The following is a 19,927-nucleotide window of genomic DNA, read 5'->3' on the forward strand; positions in this document are numbered from 1 at the left end:
CAGCAGAGTATAGAGACAAGTGTCGAATGTGTCAGTAGCAAATCGGTTAAAAACAACGCAATCTGAACGATTGCGTTGTCATGTTAACTTATTCTGTTGGCCAATCTTCCAAAGGAATAGGGCGACTGTAGAGGAAACCTTGAGCGTGGTGGTAATTGAGTGAAGCCAACAATTTCGCTTGTTCTTGTGTTTCAATACCTTCAGCAACCAGAGTAATATCAAATCCTTGAGTCATATTGCATACGGCCGCCGCAATGGATGAATCGATATTTTCAGCCGTCAAATCTTTGATAAATGAACGATCGACTTTTAATACATCAAATGGCAGTTTATGAATATAAGCAAGAGATGAGTAACCCGTACCAAAGTCATCAATAGCAATTTGAACACCTAAATCACGAATTTTCTGCATGGTATTAATAGTCGAATTATCATGATTTACTAAGCGCGATTCCGTAATTTCTAGAGTGAGGTTTTCTGGAGCCATTCTTGTGTTGTGTAATACTGATTTTAGTTCATCCAAAAAGTTATTTTGGGTTAATTGGCAAACCGATAAGTTTACGTGCATATGAAAGTCAGCAGGCCACAGACCTTGATTAATACGCTCAACGGTATCCAAGCAAGCTTGAGTTAATACCTGAGACCCCATAGGAATTATCATACCGTTTTCTTCAGCTAACGGAATAAAATCTAATGGTGAAACCATTCCTCTTAATGGACTTAGCCAGCGAATTAACGCTTCTGCACCTATGGTTTTTCCACTCTTAATATCAATTATTGGCTGATAAAAAGGGACAAGCTCTTTGTTTTTAATGGCCAAAGACAGTTCAGCGGTCATATTTGCTTTATGTAATGAAGCTTCTGCCATTTCAGGAGTGTACAGCGACATATTAAGGTTGTTCTTTTTCGCTTGTCCTAGAGCTATGCTGGCATTTCTTAACCAAAGTGTCATGGAGTCACAGCTTAAATCACCATAAACCAAACCTGTTGATATACTCAAAAGAGAGTTATTTGATGCCACTCTAAATGGAGTCATAAAACAGCCTTCCATATCTCGTGCATACTGTTTTAGTTGTTCGACATCATTGAGTTTTGAGAAGAATAGAGCGAACTCATCTCCTCCAACTCGAGCAATGGCAATGTTGTCCTGAGTAAAGCTGCACTGTAAGCGGTCGCTGATGTTCTTGAGTAATTGGTCGCCTTCTAAAATACCAAAACTGTCATTGATATCTCTAAAATTATTAATACCGATAACAAGTAATCCTTGTTCATGATTCTCTTTTTTATCAAGCATGATTCGACATTGCTCTATAAGGCCTTGTCGACTAAGCACTTGAGTTAAAGAGTCAAAGGTAATTTGTTGACGCATAGCATCAAACGACGATTGGAGCTTATTGGTCATGTCATTAAATGCATTCATTAATAGTGTTGTTTCGTAAATGCTTCCTTGAGCCTCAACGTTATTATTCCAATTACCACTTGCGATATTGCGTGCTGCATTTGCGGTAGTAAAAATGGGTTTAGTCACTTGAGTAACTAGATAAACACCCACAATTAAACCAATAGCAGCGAGTACGATGCCAAAAAATAAACCACGACGTTGTTCTTCTTGAAGGTGTCCAAGTAAGTCGCTTTCCGATATTGAAATAACGATGTACCAATTTAAATTGTTACCATCAACATAAGGGGTGATTTGGCTGAAATAACGCTCGCCTTTGTAGTAGAAAGAGAAAACTTCAGCGTGATTATTTTTATTAATTAACTGATTGGTTTTAATGTAAGTGGCACTTTGTTGAATGGTCTCATCGCAGCTTTCAGTAGCAAGTAAGCGAGAGCCTACAGGGCTATTTGGAGTGCCGATGGACAATACACTTCCGACACTTGAGTGAGCGATTAAACGTTGTTGTTCGTCAATTAAGTAAATAACGCCTTTGGTCTGCTCTGTTTCTTGAGATAAGAATTTATTGAATGAATCCAGTTTTACATCTGCGGCAAAAACACCAATAAAGTCATCATCATAGAATACAGGGTGCATGGTTGAAATGGTGATTTCTTTTTTCTCATCAGCATTAGTATAGATTTTAGACCAAGAGGGTTTTAATGTTGTTGCTGTGGGTTTATACCAAGGGCGAGAGCGAGGGTCATAGTTTGCAATGACTGTGCGAATATCATCAGAGATTTCGCTTCCACGATAAATGATGAGATCGTCATCTGTTCTTTTATCTTGAAGCATAAGAGATAGATCTGCATTAGGCTCTCGACGAAAACCTATGTACTCTTTTTGCTCTCCACCAAAAGAGAGAACATCCATTTGTTCAAGACTAGTATAGATGCCCTCAAGGCTATCTTTTAAGAATTGTTGTAGCTGTTTAGTATCGTTAGGGTGATACATTTGATAGCGCTGAATTTGATTAACCATGCTTTTTACAGCAAAGTTAGGGGCGTTTAAAAAGATATTAAGATCGGCATGAGTATTTTGAGTGTAAGAGGCGAGTACTTTTTCGCTTACATCGCCAACCAGTTTTTCGTAGCTATTATTTTGAGTGTAAAAAACAATACTTAGCGTGATCAGCAAAACGGCAATGAATGGAAGCATTACTGCCGTTCGTAAGGAAAACTGTTTTTTATTTGTCGACTCTGTCATTGGCTATACACTGCTTTGTTTTGTGTTTTTTTGGATAAATGGTGTGACCGATATTATCTAAAAAACTCAATTTGCTTATTATAGATATATCGGCAGCCATGACAGAATCTTCAGTTTTATTCCAACTCTTTTAACTTTCTTGTGAGTGTATTTCTTCCCCAACCAAGAAGTTTTGCGGCATCTTGTTTATGTCCATGCGTATGATGCAGAGCTTTATCTAATAAGATACGTTCAACATTTGGGATCACTTTATTCAGAATATCTTCTTCACCTTGATTCAATTGATTTTCTACCCATGAACTGAGTTGTTCTTGCCAATCAGTGACTTGATGTTGCTGTTGCGGTATCGGTGTTGAGAATAATTCTGACGGTAAATCAGAAGGCAACACTTCTTGACTGCTTGCCATTACCGTTAGCCAGCGACAGGTATTTTCCAGTTGACGGACATTACCAGGCCAGTCGCATTGGCTTAATTTATCACTGGCACTTTGGCTTAGTGTCTTACATTCGACAGCCAGTTCTTTTGCGGCTAAGCGTAAGAAATGCTCTGCGAGTTTCTTTATGTCTTCACGTCTTTCTCTTAAGGCGGGAATATGAACTCTAATGACGTTTAGGCGATGGAATAAATCTTCTCTAAATTCACCATCAGTCACTAGTTTCTCAAGATTCTGGTGAGTGGCTGCAATGATACGAACATCCACTTGAACCGGAGAGTGTCCACCAACACGATAAAACTGCCCATCAGCAAGAACACGCAGTAATCTGGTTTGAATATCTAATGGCATATCTCCAATTTCATCTAAAAACAGCGTACCGCCATTAGCTTGCTCAAAGCGACCTTTTCGAACGGAGTTTGCGCCTGTAAATGCGCCTTTCTCATGACCAAACAGTTCCGATTCAATTAAATCTTTAGGAATTGCTGCCATGTTAAGTGCGATAAATTCATTATTTGCTCTTGGGCTATGTCGGTGTAGGGCGTGGGCAACCAATTCTTTACCTGTACCAGATTCACCATTAATTAAAACGGATATTGATGAGCGAGATAAGCGTCCGATAGCTCTAAACACTTCTTGCATCGCGGGTGCTTCGCCAATGATTTCTGGAACATGATGCTCCTTTTTAGGGATATTGGTACTCTGTTTTTTTTGTTCTTGGCTATGTGCTAAAGCACGCTCCACTAAGGTTAGGGTTTCATCAATATCAAAAGGTTTAGGTAGATATTCAAACGCCCCTTTTTGATATGCACTGACCGCTGCATCTAAATCTGAGTGTGCCGTCATGATAATCACGGGTAACTCTGGGTAATTTTCTTGGATATGATGAAGAAGCGATAAGCCATCCATTCCCGGCATACGAATATCAGAGATAATCACATCAGGGACATTACGTTCGAGTGCTTGAATGACACTTTCAGCATCACCAAAACTTTCACACATCATATTGGTGCTGGTTAAGGTCTTTTCTAATACCCAGCGAATTGAGCTGTCATCATCAACAACCCAGATAAATCCTTTACTCATAATTTTGCTTCTCCGTTATCCCTTTTGTGAGGTTATTTTTATTTGAGAGGGAGGTAAATGGTGAAAATGGTTTTTCCTGGCCAGCTAGAGACATCTATTTTCCCATTATGCTGATCGATTAAATTTTGCGAGATAGATAATCCCAACCCTGTACCACCTTCACGGGCACTAACCATAGGATAAAAAAGCGTATCTTGGATGTGGCTAGGGATCCCTGGGCCATTATCAATAATGTCTATTTTTGCTGCGAGTTTATGACGTTGACCATAGATGTTGGTTTGGAAATCGGTTCTGGTTTTTAAAGTGATCGTACCGTCAGGTTGGTCTTTAAGAACTTCTGCTGCATTACTTACGATATTGAGAATAGCTTGTTCTATTTGCTCCGCATCTACGTCAAAATCGGGCAGGCTTGGGTCATAATCTCGAATGATTTTTACTTGATAAGATGAATTCAATTCAATGAGTTGGCGAACTTTTTCAATGATAGCATGCAAGTTTTCTGGCTGTTTTGTTCCGAGCTTTTGAGGGCCCAGTAAACGGTCCACTAAATTTCGTAGACGATCGGCTTGTTCAATAATGATCTGGGTATATTCATGAAGTTCACGTTCAGGCAGCATGCGTTCTAGTAATTGTGCTGCTCCACGTAATCCACCCAATGGATTTTTAATTTCATGCGCTAAGCTACGAACAAGAACCTTTGCAGCTTGTTGCTGTGCGTGTTGATTAATCTCTTGAGATAGGCGTCTTTGCTGCTCTATTTGACGAATTTCAACTAATAAATAGAGTGATTTATTGATAGCAACCGGGCTAGAAGTTAGCTCGATATAAAGTGGTTGTTCATCAATCATGATACGAACATCACTGTCAGTCACACTTTGTCCAGTGTTTAATGGCAGCATGAGAGTGGATAAATCAAATTGCGGAGAGTGAAATAAATCATCAAAGGCGTGTTGAGCCATACGCTGAGCACTCTGAGAGAACAGTTGCTCAGCCGCAGGATTGGCATAATGAATTTGGCGTTGATCATCGAGCAATAAAATTGCTGTGACTTGGTGTTCAAGTAATTGAGTTGAGAAATCCATCGTTAACGCCATCATCCTTATAGCAAATTAATAAATGCACCATCATGGTGCATCATACCTTGCTTTTTAGAATGGAACTATATGAATTCCTCTAGTTTGCAGACGGTCGGTGTAGATACACGGTGATAATAGGTGATGATGCAATTCTCTTGCCGTCTTTGGTAGCAACAACAGTAATAAGATGAGTACCTCGATCTATGCCTGTTAGCTTCCACTCAGTTGATGCTTGAGGTAGACCGTAAGGGGAGCCATCAAGCATAAGCTGCAGTTTTTCATCGATGGATAACTTACGGTTTAAATCCGTTAGTACGGTGATGTGTCCACGAGAGCTTCGAATGGTTTCTTCTTGTTGTAAATTGCTAAATGAAATCTCAAGCTTTTTGTCTTTTTTCTCAGGTGCTTTTGATTTGGTTTTCTTTGCGACAGGTTCTACGGATGTAGCCGTGTCATCATAAGATTCCTCTAAAGGCACGCTAGTAGATAAAGAGAGTTGTTTCGATTTGATGTTTGTTGGTGGTGGAGAATCACTGAAATGCCTTGTTCCATCACTGTCTTCCCACGTATACACCGTACCAGCGAAGGCAGATGTAGAGAATAAGATAAGAAATATAAGCTGTTTATAAGACATATTACCACCATGGATGATGCGTTGCTGATCGAATTAACTGTCTTGGTTATTCAGTTAATTGGATTGCCATTATCTTATGACTTCATACGATACTACAGAGATGAAATCTCGAACGGCTCTGTAAAGAAAACGAACCAAAACAGAGTGTTGCCTTTAAATCCTTTTTTGCCAATATAAAAAAGGCCCGCCTGTGAGGCGAGCCTAAAAATTAATCAATTCTTTACTTTAATCAGCAATAAATTGTGAATATTAAACTGAGTAGTACATTTCAAACTCAAGTGGGTGAACTGCTGTATTGATTGCTTCCACATCTTGAGATTTAAGACCGATGTAAGAATCGATAAAGTTATCAGAGAATACGCCACCAGCAGTTAAGAACTCACGATCCTCATCTAGTGCTTTAAGTGCGATATCTAGAGATTCTGCAACTGTTGGGATTTCTGCTGCTTCTTCCGCTGGAAGGTCATACAGATCTTTATCCATTGCTTCACCTGGGTGGATCTTGTTCTTAATACCGTCAAGACCAGCCATTAGCATTGCTGAGTAACATAGGTATGGGTTCGCTGCTGGGTCACCAAAACGAACTTCGATACGACGAGCTTTCGGGCTTGGTACTACTGGGATACGGATAGATGCTGAACGGTTACGTGCAGAGTATGCAAGCATAACAGGTGCTTCAAAACCAGGTACAAGACGCTTGTATGAGTTAGTTGATGGGTTAGCAAATGCGTTGATTGCACGAGCGTGTTTGATGATACCGCCAATGTAGTAGATAGCCAGTTCAGATAGGCCGCCGTACTTATCGCCAGCAAATAGGTTAACGCCATCTTTTGCTAGAGATTGGTGAACGTGCATACCAGAACCGTTATCACCAACAAGTGGCTTAGGCATGAATGTCGCTGTTTTACCAAATGCGTGTGCAACGTTATGTACAACGTATTTGTAGATTTGAGTTTCATCCGCTTTTGTTGTTAGCGTATTAAAACGTGTAGCGATCTCATTTTGGCCCGCAGTAGCAACTTCGTGGTGGTGTGCTTCAACAACAAGGCCCATTTCTTCCATGATTAAACACATAGCAGAACGGATGTCTTGAGATGAATCAACAGGTGCTACTGGAAAGTAACCGCCTTTAACACCAGGACGGTGACCTTTGTTACCGCCTTCGTATTCTGTACCTGAGTTCCAAGCCGCTTCGATGTCGTCAATCTTGAAGAAAGAACCAGACATGTCTGTGTTAAAACGTACATCATCAAATAGGAAGAATTCTGGCTCAGGACCGATTAGAACCGTGTCAGCAATACCAGTAGAGCGCATGTATTCTTCAGAACGTTTAGCGATTGAACGTGGATCGCGATCGTAACCTTGAAGTGTTGCTGGCTCTAGGATGTCACAACGAATGTTTAGTGTTGAGTCTTCTGTGAATGGGTCAAGCACTGCACTTGCTGGATCTGGCATCATTACCATGTCAGATTCGTTAATGCCTTTCCAACCTGCAACTGAAGAACCATCAAACATTTTGCCTTCTTCAAAGAAGTCCGCATCAATTTGGTGAGAAGGGATTGAGATATGTTGCTCTTTACCTTTTGTATCGGTAAAGCGCAAATCGATAAATTTAACTTCGTTCTCTTGAATCAGAGCTAGTACGTTTTCTACTGACATGTAGGATAACCTCCGGTGTTATAATATAAATATTGGTCAGCTTAGCTGTTATAAACTACATTGCTAGAAGCATGCCAAAAGTAATAATCCATTAATATCAATAACTTGCTTTATTTGGTGCATGTATTTCAATGCAGTTTGCACCATTTTGATCTTTAGTTGCACCATATTGGTGCGAGGTGAGTTCAAGTTATTAATTACTTCTAGATGCTATTCAGCAGTTAAATCAAAAATTTGTCAATACGATTGATTTGAAAAGAGCGTAATGAAATGTATTCGTTTTACTTAATTATCTGATCTTAAAGTTCTTTTATTTTTTCATTTTAAGACGGAAGTAAAATCCTAGAAGGGAAAAATAGAACGTAAATTGGCTGTTTTTCCATCGTTTTTGTGTGCTGTATTAAATTAATTTAAAAATAATTGTGTCTTTAATCACATATTTCGTGGGTTTTGCTCTAAAATCTGTTAAATTATTGACCGTTTTTAAACCAAGTAGTGCCAATGGTGGCTCTACACGCTCTGAGTGAATTTGAATCCATGTCTACTCCACAGATTGATAAACTAAGAAATATCGCAATTATTGCGCACGTTGACCACGGTAAAACAACACTGGTTGATAAGCTATTACAACAATCAGGCACACTAGAATCTCGTGGTGAGACTGAAGAACGCGTAATGGACTCGAACGACATCGAGAAAGAGCGTGGTATTACGATCCTTGCAAAAAATACAGCGATTAACTGGAACGATCACCGTATCAACATCGTAGATACCCCTGGACACGCCGATTTCGGTGGTGAAGTTGAACGTATCATGTCAATGGTTGACTCTGTTCTTCTTATCGTTGACGCAGTTGACGGTCCAATGCCTCAAACTCGTTTCGTTACGCAAAAAGCTTTCGCACACGGTCTTAAGCCAATCGTTGTAATCAACAAGATTGACCGTCCAGGTGCTCGCCCTGATTGGGTTATGGACCAAGTATTCGACCTATTCGATAACTTAGGTGCAACTGACGAACAACTAGACTTCCAAGTAGTTTACGCTTCAGCTCTTAACGGTTGGGCTACACTGGAAGAAGGTGAAACTGGCGAAAACATGGAACCACTGTTCCAAGCTATCGTTGATAACGTAGATGCTCCAAACGTTGACGTTGACGGCGCACTACAAATGCAAGTTTCTCAACTAGATTACAACTCTTACGTAGGTGTTATCGGTGTTGCACGTGTTACTCGTGGTTCTGTTAAACCAAACCAACAAGTAACTGTTGTAGGTGCTGATGGTTCTAAACGTAACGGTAAAGTAGGTACAGTATTAGGTTACCTAGGTCTTGAGCGTCACGAAGTTGAACAAGCTAACGCTGGTGACATCATTGCAATTACAGGTCTTGGCGAGCTTAAAATCTCTGACACTATCTGTGACGTAAACAACGTTGAAGCGATGACTCCACTTTCTGTTGATGAACCAACAGTAACAATGACTTTCCAAGTAAACACTTCTCCGTTTGCTGGTAAAGAAGGTAAGTTCGTTACTTCACGTAACATCCTTGAACGTCTAGAAAAAGAACTTGTTCACAACGTAGCACTACGTGTTGAGCAAACTGAAGATCCAGACAAATTCCGCGTATCAGGCCGTGGTGAACTTCACCTATCTATCCTGATCGAAAACATGCGTCGTGAAGGTTTCGAGCTAGCAGTATCTCGTCCAGAAGTTATCATCAAAAAAGATGAAAACGGCAACCTAACAGAACCATTTGAAACCGTAACTATCGATGTTCTTGAAGAGCACCAAGGCGGTATCATGGAAAACATCGGTATCCGTAAAGGTGAGCTAACTGATATGGCACCAGATGGTAAAGGCCGTGTTCGTATGGACTTTATGATGCCTTCTCGTGGTCTTATCGGTTTCCAAACTGAGTTCATGACTCTAACTTCAGGTTCTGGTCTTCTTTACCATACGTTTGATCACTACGGTCCTCACAAAGGCGGTACTATCGGTCAACGTAACAACGGTGTTCTAATTTCGAACGCAACTGGTAAAGCACTGACTTACGCACTGTTTAACCTACAAGAACGTGGTCGTCTATTTACAGAGCACGCTGATGAAGTATACGAAGGTCAAGTTATCGGTATTCATAACCGTTCTAACGACCTTACAGTTAACTGTCTGAAAGGTAAGCAACTGACTAACGTTCGTGCTTCTGGTACAGATGATGCGCAAGTACTTTCTCCAGCAATCAAGTACACACTTGAGCAAGCTCTAGAGTTCATCGATGACGACGAACTAGTAGAAGTAACACCTGAAAGCATCCGTATCCGTAAGCGTCACCTTACAGAGAACGATCGTAAGCGTGCAGGTCGTGCACCTAAGTAATTATTGATTCGGATTTAGCTTTTAGTTAAATCACAAATCTAATAAAATTTAGAATCCCTTTGTAGGCAACTACGAAGGGATTTTTTTTATCTGTTATGATAATACCAACCCAAATAAGTAGATGATCATTCTTGCTTGTTAAAATAGCTTATAACAGCGTTATAAACTTTATAATTAGGCCCACTAGTTATTGCAGTTTATGCCTTGTTTTAATCTATTTTTCCTACGCAATATCTGGACACATACTTATTTGGATTGGTATATGTAAGAGTTGATATATGTTAAAGAGTGAATTGATGGAAGATAAAATAAAACACAAGCTGAGGATTGGCTGGTCATATCTACTTTTCTTAAAGCAAAGAGTTATTCATGACAGGTTAACGGTAAGTGCTGGTTATATGGCTTACATCACTTTGCTCTCTTTGGTGCCGTTAATTACGGTTTTGCTGTCTGTATTGTCGCAATTTCCTGTTTTTTCTGGGGCGGGAGATACGGTACAAGCCTTTGTGATTCAAAACTTTGTACCCGCTGCCAGTGATGCGGTTGAAGCGAGCTTAAAAGAGTTTATTTCAAATACGGGTAAGATGACGGCAGTAGGTTCTGGTTTCTTATTTGTAGCTTCTGTAATGCTGATCTCATCGATAGATCGTAGTTTGAATTACATTTGGCGAGTAAAGAAAAAACGTCGTCCAATGTATTCATTTTCATTGTATTGGATGATCTTAACTTTAGGTCCTTTATTGGTTGGCGCAAGTTTGGCGGCAACGTCATACGTAACGTCACTAAAGATCATGGATGATGAAATAGTTTCCAGTTTTTATCGGACTTTATTGGGTTGGTTACCTATCATATTGTCATTCTCTGCATTTGTTGGTTTGTATTTATTAGTGCCGAACAAAAAAGTCCGAGTGACTCATGCGCTTATTGGTGCCATGTCTGCGGGTTGTCTATTTGAGTTTAGTAAGGTGGGATTTGCTCAATACATAACGCAATTTCCTTCATACCAAGTCATCTATGGCGCATTAGCAGCCGTTCCTATTTTGTTTGTTTGGGTATATTTGTGTTGGATTATCGTTCTTATTGGTGCCGAAATTACCGCAAGTTTAGGTGAGTTTGAAGAATGGCTAGCAGGAAAAGTTAGTACCAATATACTTGAATCAGATATTAAAGCGTTAACAGAACAACAAGGGTTGATAGAAAGTGATAGCACTGATCCAGAGAGTAAGTGAAGCCGCTGTAAAAGTAGATGGCGAAGTGACTGGTGAAATTAATCAAGGTTTATTAATTTTATTAGGCGTAGAAAGAGAAGATGACGAAGCAAAAGCTAAGCGTCTAATGGAAAGAGTATTAACTTACCGAGTGTTTGAAGATCAAGACGGTAAGATGAACTTAAATGTGCAACAAGTAAATGGTAGCGTATTAGTTGTATCGCAATTTACGCTGCCTGCAGATACTAAGAAGGGTACTCGTCCAGGCTTTTCAAAAGGGGCGCACCCTGTGGACGCTGAGCGTTTGTATGATTACTTCTCTGATCTATGTGAAGAGAAGTTACATACGCAACGAGGACGATTTGCTGCGGACATGAAAGTGTCGCTAGTGAATGATGGACCTGTGACGTTTTGGTTGCAGGTTTAAGGGCAGGGGCGAGATTCTAGGACGCTTCGCTCGAGGGGTGAGGAAAAGCAGAAGACTATACGCTTCGCTGACTAGAAACTAGAGACTATAAGAGCGAGAGTGTTGATGTGGTGAGTTTTTAGGTTTCAGGACGCTGCGCTTGCAGGTTTCAGGAAGAGCAAGAGCAGAATTTAGGGTGCTCGCTGAAATTATAGTGATAAAGAATGCTTCTCCCCCTTTACCGTGATAGTTATGAGATCGATATAGTGAATACAAGGGGGAGTTAGAGGGGGTTGGTTATGTTGTATTTATACTATGTAGATAAACTAAATTTTATCATTTACAACCCCTCCTAGCCTCCCCTTATATCGGCAGTTTCTACCAAGTTACATTGGTGAAAAAGGGGAGGAACAGTATTGTGAGCGCTGCGGCTACCACGATCACCCCTGAACCCTTAGCTCCTCCTCGTCCCTAACAACAATAAAAGGATTTATATGTTTCGATTGATCACACCAACAACAGAAGCTGAATTAAAAGCTTACTATCATTTTCGTTGGAAAATCTTACGTGAGCCTTGGCGTCAGCCGGAAGGCTCTGAACGCGATGCGTATGATGATATGAGCCAACATCGAATGATTTTAGATGGTCGTGATCAGCCTGTTGCTATCGGGCGTTTATATTTAACTCCTGATAATGACGGTCAAATTCGTTATATGGCCGTTGCACCACATTGCCGAGGAAAAGGTATTGGTGCATTGATTATGGTTGCTCTCGAATCTTATGCTCGCCAAGAGAACGCGAAACGCCTTGTATGTAATGCTCGTGAAGATGCGATTCCATTTTATGTAAGAAATGGATTTACTAGTCAAGGGGAATTGAATGATGAGAGAGGGCCTGTTCGTCACCAACAAATGCTCAAACATTTAAACCCATTAGCTGATGTGCTGCGACGTCCTGATTGGTGCGCAGAACTTCAAAAACGTTGGGAAAATGAAATCCCAATCAGCGATAAAATGGGGATTAAAATTACCCAATACACAGGTTATCGTTTTGAAGTCAGTGCCATTTTAAATGCCAACCTTAATCCACATAATAGTATGTTCGCAGGCAGTATTTTCACCATGGGTACATTAACCGCTTGGGGAATTGTTTGGTTATTGCTAAAAGAACGAGGCTTGGATACCACCAGTATTATGTTGGTTGATAGCCATATTAGATATCGCCAACCTATTGTTGATAACCCTAAAGGCATTACTTCGTTGAATTGTTTGGAAGGGGATTTTGATCGTCTGCAATCAGGTAAGCGTGCGAGGGTGAAAGTAAAAGTCGATTTGTGTAATGGTGATAATCCTGCCGCGGAATTTACTGGAACGTTTATGTTGATGAGGGATTGAGATTAGGGGCGAGGTCGCTTTGCTCAAGGACGGACTCCGTCCTAAAGGTTTCAGGGTTCAGGTTTCAGGAAGAGCAAGAGCAGAGTTCAGATCGCTTCGCTTGCAGAATTCAGAGGTGTTCGCTGAAATTACAGTGACAAAGAATGGTTCTCCCCCTTTACCACTATTGCTATGAGATCGATATAGTTGATACAAGGGGGAGTTAGAGGGGGTTGCTTACGTTGTTTCATATTATGCAGACAAACAAAATCTCATCACTTACAACCCCTCCTAGCCTCCCCTTATATCGGCACTTTCTACCAAGCTACATTGGTGAAAAAGGGGAGGAACAGTATTGTGAACGCTTCGGTTACCACGATCACCCCTGAACCCTAAGTTCTCGATTTTAATCCGCCGCCTGCATCGTTTCCCACCAAGCATCATCAGCAATAATTTGCCCCGTTTCATCCAATTGTGGGAAAGGTAGACCTTTACGCTTAGCGACCTTTGCTAATACAGGGTGGCCACGCTCAAATAGAACACGATTAATGTATTCTTCTGGTAACGCACTCTCTTCACGGTTGTACATACCCGCTAAATCACGCTGACGTTGTGCTTCATATAAAATAAGCGCACTTGCAACCGATACATTTAGTGATTGCACCATACCTACCATAGGAATGATGATGTCTTGATCAGCCATCGCTAATGCTTTTTTGCTGATACCTGTTTTTTCACTGCCAAGAATGATGGCCGTTGGTTTGGTGTAATCAATTTCACGAAAATCTACTGCAGTATCTGATAGGTTTGTCGCTAGAATCTGCATGCCTTGTTCTTTAAGCGTAGCAAAAGCATCTTCAATGTTTTTATGTGTTTCCACATCAACCCAATTACGAGCACCAGCAGAAGTATGTCCTAGCATCTGCATCTGTTCTGTAGGCCAAACCGCATGAATTTTGTGGATACCCGTTGCATCAGCAGTACGAACAATCGCAGAAACGTTATTGGCTTTATGTACTTCTTCTAAACAAAGAGTGAGATCAGTTTGACGAGCTTTTAATACAGAAGTAATTCGTTGGTAGCGTTCTAAATTCATAATTTTAATTCTTGAGATAGGTTGGAGGGACTAGGTTCTAGGGACGAGAAAGAGGTAGTCAAAATGGAACTAGAAACTATACGCTGCGCTAGCTAGAGACGATAAGAGCATTATATGACTAAAGTTGAACGTCATTCTTAAATGGGTAATGCTTTTGATTTTATAGTTTCTAGAGCGAAGCGTTCTAGTTAGCGTAGCGTATAGATCTAACTAAAAGGACGAAGTCCGTACTCGAACCTCGTCCCTCGCATCTAGTTCTTATGTCTACGTACTTTAAGTGCGTGTGGCATAACACGGATACGACGCATGATTTCAGCTAAATGCTTACGATCTTTCACCGTAAGTTCGATGGTTACTGTATATAAGCGTCCATCTTTTTCTTCTGTTGAAATACCACGGATATTTGATCCTGTACCTGCAATCACATTCGCCAAATCAGCTAATGCACCTTGGTGGTTTTGGATATCAATATCTAATGCCGTATCAAATTCTTGATCGAATTCATCAGCCCATTCAACGCCCATGTATTTATCAAGCTCTTTTTGATAACCACGAACATTTGCACACTCTTCCATATGAACCACAAGGCCACGGCCAGGACTTACGTGAGCAATAATGTGATCACCCGGAATAGGGCGACAACAGTTTGCAAATGTCAGTAAGATGCCATCAGCACCACGGATTGGTAGTTTTTTACCAGTGGTGGTTTCAATGTTTGAGGTTTGTTCCGTTAATTCATCAGCAGAGCCTAATAGGCGACGAGCAATAACAATACTCATCAGCTCACCTAGGCCGATAGCGGCCAGTAAGTCATCCAGCTCAGCTAATTTAAGATCAGATAAAACGTGCTCAATATTCTCTTGAGAAATATCGTCTAGTGATACGTTATGACCTAAAGCGTGATTCAATAGGCGACGACCTAATACCACAGAATCTTCTTTGCGCATGGTTTTTAGCACTTGGCGGATCTTAGTACGTGCTTTTGATGTCACTACGTAGTTCAGCCATGCTGCATTTGGACGAGCACCTGGAGCACTGATGATTTCAACCGTTTGACCATTTTTAAGTGGTTTACTTAACGGATAAGGTTGACGGTTAACGCGTGAACCAACACAGCTATTACCAACATCAGAGTGAACGGCGTAAGCAAAGTCCACAGCCGTTGCACCAACAGGCAGTTCAAAAATACGGCCTTTGGGAGTGAAAACGTAAATTTCGTTCGGGAAGAGATCCGATTTTACGTTTTCAATAAATTCAAATGAGCTACCTGCACTTTGTTGAAGTTCAAGTAAGCTTTGCATCCAGCGTTGTGCTCGGATTTGAGCCGTCGTGCTAGAGTTATCGCCTTCTTTGTACGACCAATGTGCAGCAACACCTTTGTTCGCCATTTGCTCCATATCTTCAGTACGAATTTGTACTTCAACAGGAACACCGTGAGGGCCAACCATAGAGGTATGAAGCGATTGGTAGCCATTGGCTTTTGGTACAGCAATATAGTCTTTAATACGACCCGGACGAGGTTTGTAAATGCTGTGAACTTGGCCTAATGCTCGATAACAAGTATCGACATTATCGGTAATTACTCGAAACGCATAGATATCCATAATGGTATGGAAACGCTGTTCTTTATTTTTCATTTTATTGTAAATAGCGAACAGGTTTTTCTCTCTGCCAATCACTCGACCAGTGATGCCAGCTTCAGCAATACGGCCTTCAATTTCAGAGTGAATTTTTTGGATCATCTCTTTACGGTTACCACGAGCTGACTTCACCACTTCTTTTAATACGCGATAGCGATTAGGGTAAAGAGCCTCAAAACCTAACTCTTCAAGTTCAGTTTTAATATTGTGGATACCAAGGCGATGCGCCAAAGGAGAGAAGATTTCTAAAGTTTCACGAGCAATGCGGCGACGTTTATCAGGGCGTAAAGCACCCAACGTGCGCATGTTATGAGTTCGGTCAGCAAGTTTGATCAATATAACGCGGATGTCTTGCACCATCGCCATGACCATTTTTCGGAAGTTTTCAGCCTGTGCTTCTTTTTTATCGCGGAACTTAAGTTTGTCCAGCTTAGAAACACCATCCACTAATTCGGCAACCGTATCACCAAACTGCTCTGCGAGCTCTTCTTTGCTAACTTCAGTGTCTTCAATAACATCATGAAGCAGCGCAGCCATCAGTGTTTTGTGGTCGAGCTTCATTTCTGCAAGGATTCGAGCCACAGCTACTGGGTGGATGATATAAGGTTCGCCACTTGAGCGAGTTTGCCCTTCATGGGCTTCTTTTGCTACCAGATAAGATCGACGAAGAGCCTCAATGTGAGGCTCTGGCAGGTAATCTTTGGCAACATCTTTCAGGCTATCGAATAAATCCAAATTTCGCCCCGTCAGGTTTGCTGTTTTACAATCTACAAGAGATTATAAAGATTAACGATTGTGTGTGATTGAGCTTACTGCTGCTAATTCAGCTGCGTCTTGCTCTTGGCGCTCACGAGCATCTAGTAATTCTTTAGTGATCAGGCCTTCTTCAATTTCACGAAGAGCGATAACAGTTGTTTTATCGTTCTCTTCAGGCACTAGCGCATCTTTACCACCAGTTTGCATTTGACGTGCGCGACGAGAAGAAATAAGTACTAGATCGAAACGGTTGCCGATTTTCTCAACTGCGTCTTGAACGGTTACACGTGCCATGAGGACTCCAATTTATTAACAAAAATAGTTATATGATGAGAAAGTATACAAGTAACCCGTATAAGTTTCTAGCTAGGGTTACAAGATACTCGTAGAAATATGAAGAAATTAGTCCGCTAATAGCGCTTCTAACATGCCTTTATATTTCATTGTTTGTTTGTCTTGTTTTAAGCGTTCTGCACGGATAATTGAACGGAAGTCCATTTGTGCAGTATCAAAATCGTCATTAATGATCACATAATCGTATTCATCGTAATGTGAAATTTCAGATTTTGCTTCGCTCATGCGCTTAGCAATAACAGCATCGCTGTCTTGGCCACGTGCATTTAGGCGTCGTTCTAGTTCTCCATTTGATGGAGGTAGAATGAATACGCTTTTTGCTAAAGGCATTTGTTCACGAATTTGACGAGCACCTTGCCAATCAATATCTAAGAACACATCAATACCTTTATCAAGGGTCTCTTCGATCCATACACGAGATGTTCCGTAGTAGTTACCAAACACTTCGGCATATTCTAAGAATTCACCTTTTTGAATCAGTTCTTCAAAATGCTCTTTCTGAATAAAGTGATAATGAACACCATCAGTTTCTCCTGGGCGCATACCACGAGTAGTATGAGACACAGAGACTTTCATAGCATAAGTTGGGTTGCTTTCTAACAGTGCCGAGATCAAACTCGACTTACCAGCACCACTTGGGGCTGACACAATATAAAGTGTACCTTTGCTCATGATAGATTCTCTTGGGAGTTATGGCATTTCTCTTAATATACCATTTTTTTAGATATTGAGAGGAAATGCGAAGCATAGAAAATTGGGTGGCGAAGAATAGCACAATCAAGAATCAATTTGAATGAAAGAAATACGCTAATTCAAATAATAATTTTGTGTTAAATCGAGTTGGCACTATCATTAAGGCTTAATTAATCCTCAACCTTAATAATAGTGGATATTTTAGTTATGCCTTCTCATCTGCCGAAATCATTTAGTAAACCGTTTTTAAAAGTTTTCCATATTTTAGAAGCAATATTATTGGTCGCTATTACGCTAGCCACCTTATTTGCGATGGTGAACGAATTCATTCATGTTTTTGTCGAACAGCAAATTCAATTAACAGACATCCTTTTAATGTTTATTTACCTTGAAGTGTTGGCCATGGTGCAGCAGTTCGTGATGAACGGTAAAATCCCGGTTCGTTATCCTATCTACATCGCTATGATGGCCATTGCTCGTTACATTACATTAGGAATGAAAGAGATTGATGCAACCTTGGTGGTTTGGTTAGCGTTAGCCGCTTTCATTCTTGCCGCTGCGACGTTATTGATCCGTGTTGGACACCATTATTGGCCATATGAAATAAACGAAAACAAACATTATGATGAGTAGTCTTAACGCTATTTTTTGTTTGTAACAATAAAACGCCCCTGTAGTGATTAACTATTGGGGCGTTTTAGTAACAAATAGATGAAAAGAATCGTATTTTGTTGTTGTAAGGATTGTGTAAAAAAACGTAATGCTTATTGTGAAGTGAGTCGTATACCGTTATCTTCATTCTTGTATTTATGTCTAGCGAGATATTGTGATGCTAACTAGAAAGATAGCCACAATTTGTATTTTCATAGCGACACTATTAGTTTTAACGCTATATAGTGCGACATCTCGTGCAGAAAATTTACCAACTCAGTTCTCTGATAATCACGCTGTGGTTGAAATTAGTCATGTTGATTTTTGTAATCTAGAGCTTGGTAATATTCAATCATCAGCAGAGTCGGGGTGTTGTGATCCCGGAGGCTCTTGTTTTGAAAAGCAATGTTGTTCTCATGGGCATGCATCAAGCAGTAGTCTGGTGAGTAATTCACTGTTTGTTAATATAACGCCTTATCATTTTGTATCAGCTCCTATGGTATCTACTACCTACTTAAGTGCTGATCTCGGTTATCTTTACCGACCTCCAATCAGTTAATTCCTATCTCGTGACGATTTTGTCACACCACAATTATATCTATGCGTGAATACACGCGTGCTTTTTTGTCATGCAGGTACATCAATTCGTTGATGGATTTACCTCGCTTTTTGATAGGGATCTGAAAATGTCTTTTAGATTTATTAATGACGTATTTTTCTATTTAACTCAATACGTTTGCTTCTCATGTAATCATTCTATTCGCTCTGTATGTAAAGAAGGAGCGCATTATGAATAAGAAATATTTACCCGCATTATTGTTTGTTTCAGTGTGTTTAATTTGGGGAACAACTTGGCTTGCAATGGAGTTTGCTGTTCAGACGATTCCTCCAATCTTTGCGACTGGTTTGCGTTTTTTAATCGCTTCACCACTACTAATCATGTTGGCTAAGTTGTTTAAGCAATCTCTCTTTTTCCCGAAAGGAAAGCGACTTTGGATGCTGATAGTAGCAATGTTTTATTTCGCTATTCCGTTTACCTTGATGATTTTTGGAGAGCAGTATATTTCATCTGGATTAGCTTCGATTATCTTTGCAAATATGCCAATCGCTGTGATGTTTACATCCAGTCTATTCTTAGGTTTAAAACTGAGAAAGGTTCAAATCGGTGGTTTATTTATTGCAGTCTTAAGCTTAATTTTGATTTTAACAAAGGAGATGAGTTTAGGCGGAGAGGATTATCTACTTGGATTTTTGGCTCTAGGAGGTGCCGTTCTTATGCATGCCATCATGTATGTGTTGGTTGAGAAGTTCTGTGAGCGAGTTCCTGTACTTACGTATAATGCGCTTCCTAGTTTGATCGCTTCTTTATGTTTGCTTGTCACATCTATGTTTATCGAGCAGCCAGATGTGAGCACATTCTCTGTAGATTCGATTATGGCTGTTGTCTATTTAGGTATATTTGCAAGTGTTGGAGGCATTGTGGCTTACTTTAAACTTGGTCAAGTATCTTCACCATTTACAGCATCTATCTGCTTCTTATTTTTCCCTCTTATCGCTTTAAGCCTTTCTGTTTGGTTTGCGGGAAATAGCATATCTACCACCTCTGTTTTATTGTTGTTGCCTCTACTTTGTGGAATTTTAGTCACTAAGCTCGATGCTTCTTTTTGGACTAAGCTGTTTTCACTAGGTATGGGAGGGAGAAGAAAACAAAGGGTAAATTAAAGAACATAAGTTGTTATTGATAACCACAAAAAAGCCCTGATAAGTTCAGGGCTTTTTATTAATCTATATTTAGTAGAATCGAATTATTCAATATTCTGAATTTGAATGTCGATAGTGTTGAGGTG

At 40.3% G+C, this 19,927-nt stretch carries 16 protein-coding genes; 7 read left to right on the forward strand and 9 right to left on the reverse strand.

Translation table 11 applies throughout. The annotated features are described in order from the left end of the window. Positions 1-88: 88 nt before the first annotated feature. The 5 genes from gepA to glnA all read right to left on the reverse strand — a co-directional run bounded on the left by gepA (position 89) and on the right by glnA (position 7,533). The gene (gepA, locus tag AVFI_RS00425; protein ID WP_188863320.1) at positions 89-2,644 is read right to left on the reverse strand and encodes a phosphodiesterase GepA; all 2,556 of its coding nucleotides are present in this window, start codon (positions 2,642-2,644) and stop codon (positions 89-91) included. Positions 2,645-2,760: 116 nt separating this feature from the next. Then, a complete protein-coding gene (glnG, locus tag AVFI_RS00430) occupies positions 2,761-4,164 on the reverse strand; it encodes a nitrogen regulation protein NR(I) (protein WP_054775393.1) in 1,404 nt (467 codons plus the stop codon). A gap of 38 nt (positions 4,165-4,202) precedes the next feature. After that, complete coding sequence (glnL, locus tag AVFI_RS00435) at positions 4,203-5,258, reverse strand: nitrogen regulation protein NR(II) (protein WP_041941289.1); 1,056 nt, start codon at positions 5,256-5,258, stop codon at positions 4,203-4,205. Between the two features lie 79 nt (positions 5,259-5,337). Next, positions 5,338-5,874 carry a DUF4124 domain-containing protein gene (locus AVFI_RS00440; RefSeq protein ID WP_188863319.1) on the reverse strand — a complete coding sequence of 179 codons (537 nt, stop codon included), beginning with the start codon at positions 5,872-5,874 and terminating at the stop codon, positions 5,338-5,340. Between the two features lie 249 nt (positions 5,875-6,123). Then, positions 6,124-7,533, reverse strand: coding sequence for a glutamate--ammonia ligase (gene glnA, locus AVFI_RS00445; protein WP_054775394.1), 1,410 nt, complete (start codon positions 7,531-7,533; stop codon positions 6,124-6,126). A gap of 537 nt (positions 7,534-8,070) precedes the next feature. Here glnA and typA point away from each other — a divergent pair. The 4 genes from typA (at position 8,071) to AVFI_RS00465 (ending at position 12,911) form a co-directional block, all read left to right on the forward strand. Beyond that, entirely contained in the window at positions 8,071-9,903 is a 1,833-nt protein-coding gene (gene typA / locus AVFI_RS00450) for a translational GTPase TypA (protein WP_054775395.1), read from the forward strand. A gap of 296 nt (positions 9,904-10,199) precedes the next feature. Beyond that, the gene (locus tag AVFI_RS00455; RefSeq protein ID WP_081302048.1) at positions 10,200-11,132 is read left to right on the forward strand and encodes a virulence factor BrkB family protein; all 933 of its coding nucleotides are present in this window, start codon (positions 10,200-10,202) and stop codon (positions 11,130-11,132) included. Beyond that, on the forward strand, positions 11,104-11,538 hold the full coding sequence (gene dtd / locus AVFI_RS00460) for a D-aminoacyl-tRNA deacylase (RefSeq protein WP_011260970.1): 435 nt from the start codon (positions 11,104-11,106) through the stop codon (positions 11,536-11,538). The genes AVFI_RS00455 and dtd overlap by 29 nt, the downstream gene beginning before the upstream one ends. 473 nt (positions 11,539-12,011) lie before the next feature. Continuing rightward, positions 12,012-12,911: a bifunctional GNAT family N-acetyltransferase/hotdog fold thioesterase gene (locus AVFI_RS00465; protein WP_012532790.1), complete on the forward strand. Its 900-nt coding sequence runs from the start codon at positions 12,012-12,014 to the stop codon at positions 12,909-12,911. 385 nt (positions 12,912-13,296) lie between these two features. Here AVFI_RS00465 and trmH read toward each other — a convergent pair whose 3' ends face one another. The 4 genes from trmH to gmk form a co-directional block, all read right to left on the reverse strand. Next, positions 13,297-13,986 (reverse strand): tRNA (guanosine(18)-2'-O)-methyltransferase TrmH, encoded by a 690-nt coding sequence (trmH, locus tag AVFI_RS00470; protein WP_005416984.1) that lies wholly within the window; start codon positions 13,984-13,986, stop codon positions 13,297-13,299. A 251-nt stretch (positions 13,987-14,237) separates the two neighbouring features. Further along, the gene (gene spoT / locus AVFI_RS00475) at positions 14,238-16,361 is read right to left on the reverse strand and encodes a bifunctional GTP diphosphokinase/guanosine-3',5'-bis pyrophosphate 3'-pyrophosphohydrolase (RefSeq protein WP_065624634.1); all 2,124 of its coding nucleotides are present in this window, start codon (positions 16,359-16,361) and stop codon (positions 14,238-14,240) included. 51 nt (positions 16,362-16,412) lie between these two features. Continuing rightward, complete coding sequence (gene rpoZ / locus AVFI_RS00480; RefSeq protein WP_054775397.1) at positions 16,413-16,676, reverse strand: DNA-directed RNA polymerase subunit omega; 264 nt, start codon at positions 16,674-16,676, stop codon at positions 16,413-16,415. A 108-nt stretch (positions 16,677-16,784) separates the two neighbouring features. Further along, the gene (gene gmk, locus AVFI_RS00485; RefSeq protein WP_005417000.1) at positions 16,785-17,408 is read right to left on the reverse strand and encodes a guanylate kinase; all 624 of its coding nucleotides are present in this window, start codon (positions 17,406-17,408) and stop codon (positions 16,785-16,787) included. A 228-nt stretch (positions 17,409-17,636) separates the two neighbouring features. Between gmk and AVFI_RS00490 the strand changes: the two genes are divergently transcribed. The 3 genes from AVFI_RS00490 (at position 17,637) to AVFI_RS00500 (ending at position 19,802) form a co-directional block, all read left to right on the forward strand. Continuing rightward, positions 17,637-18,062 (forward strand): phosphate-starvation-inducible protein PsiE, encoded by a 426-nt coding sequence (locus AVFI_RS00490; protein ID WP_005417001.1) that lies wholly within the window; start codon positions 17,637-17,639, stop codon positions 18,060-18,062. Between the two features lie 196 nt (positions 18,063-18,258). Further along, entirely contained in the window at positions 18,259-18,639 is a 381-nt protein-coding gene (locus tag AVFI_RS00495) for a hypothetical protein (RefSeq protein WP_054775444.1), read from the forward strand. Positions 18,640-18,869: 230 nt separating this feature from the next. Continuing rightward, positions 18,870-19,802 carry a DMT family transporter gene (locus AVFI_RS00500; protein ID WP_188863318.1) on the forward strand — a complete coding sequence of 311 codons (933 nt, stop codon included), beginning with the start codon at positions 18,870-18,872 and terminating at the stop codon, positions 19,800-19,802. Positions 19,803-19,927: the final 125 nt, after the last annotated feature.

Source organism: Aliivibrio fischeri ATCC 7744 = JCM 18803 = DSM 507 (genome assembly GCF_023983475.1).
In the GTDB taxonomy this organism is placed as follows: Bacteria; Pseudomonadota; Gammaproteobacteria; order Enterobacterales; family Vibrionaceae; genus Aliivibrio; species Aliivibrio fischeri.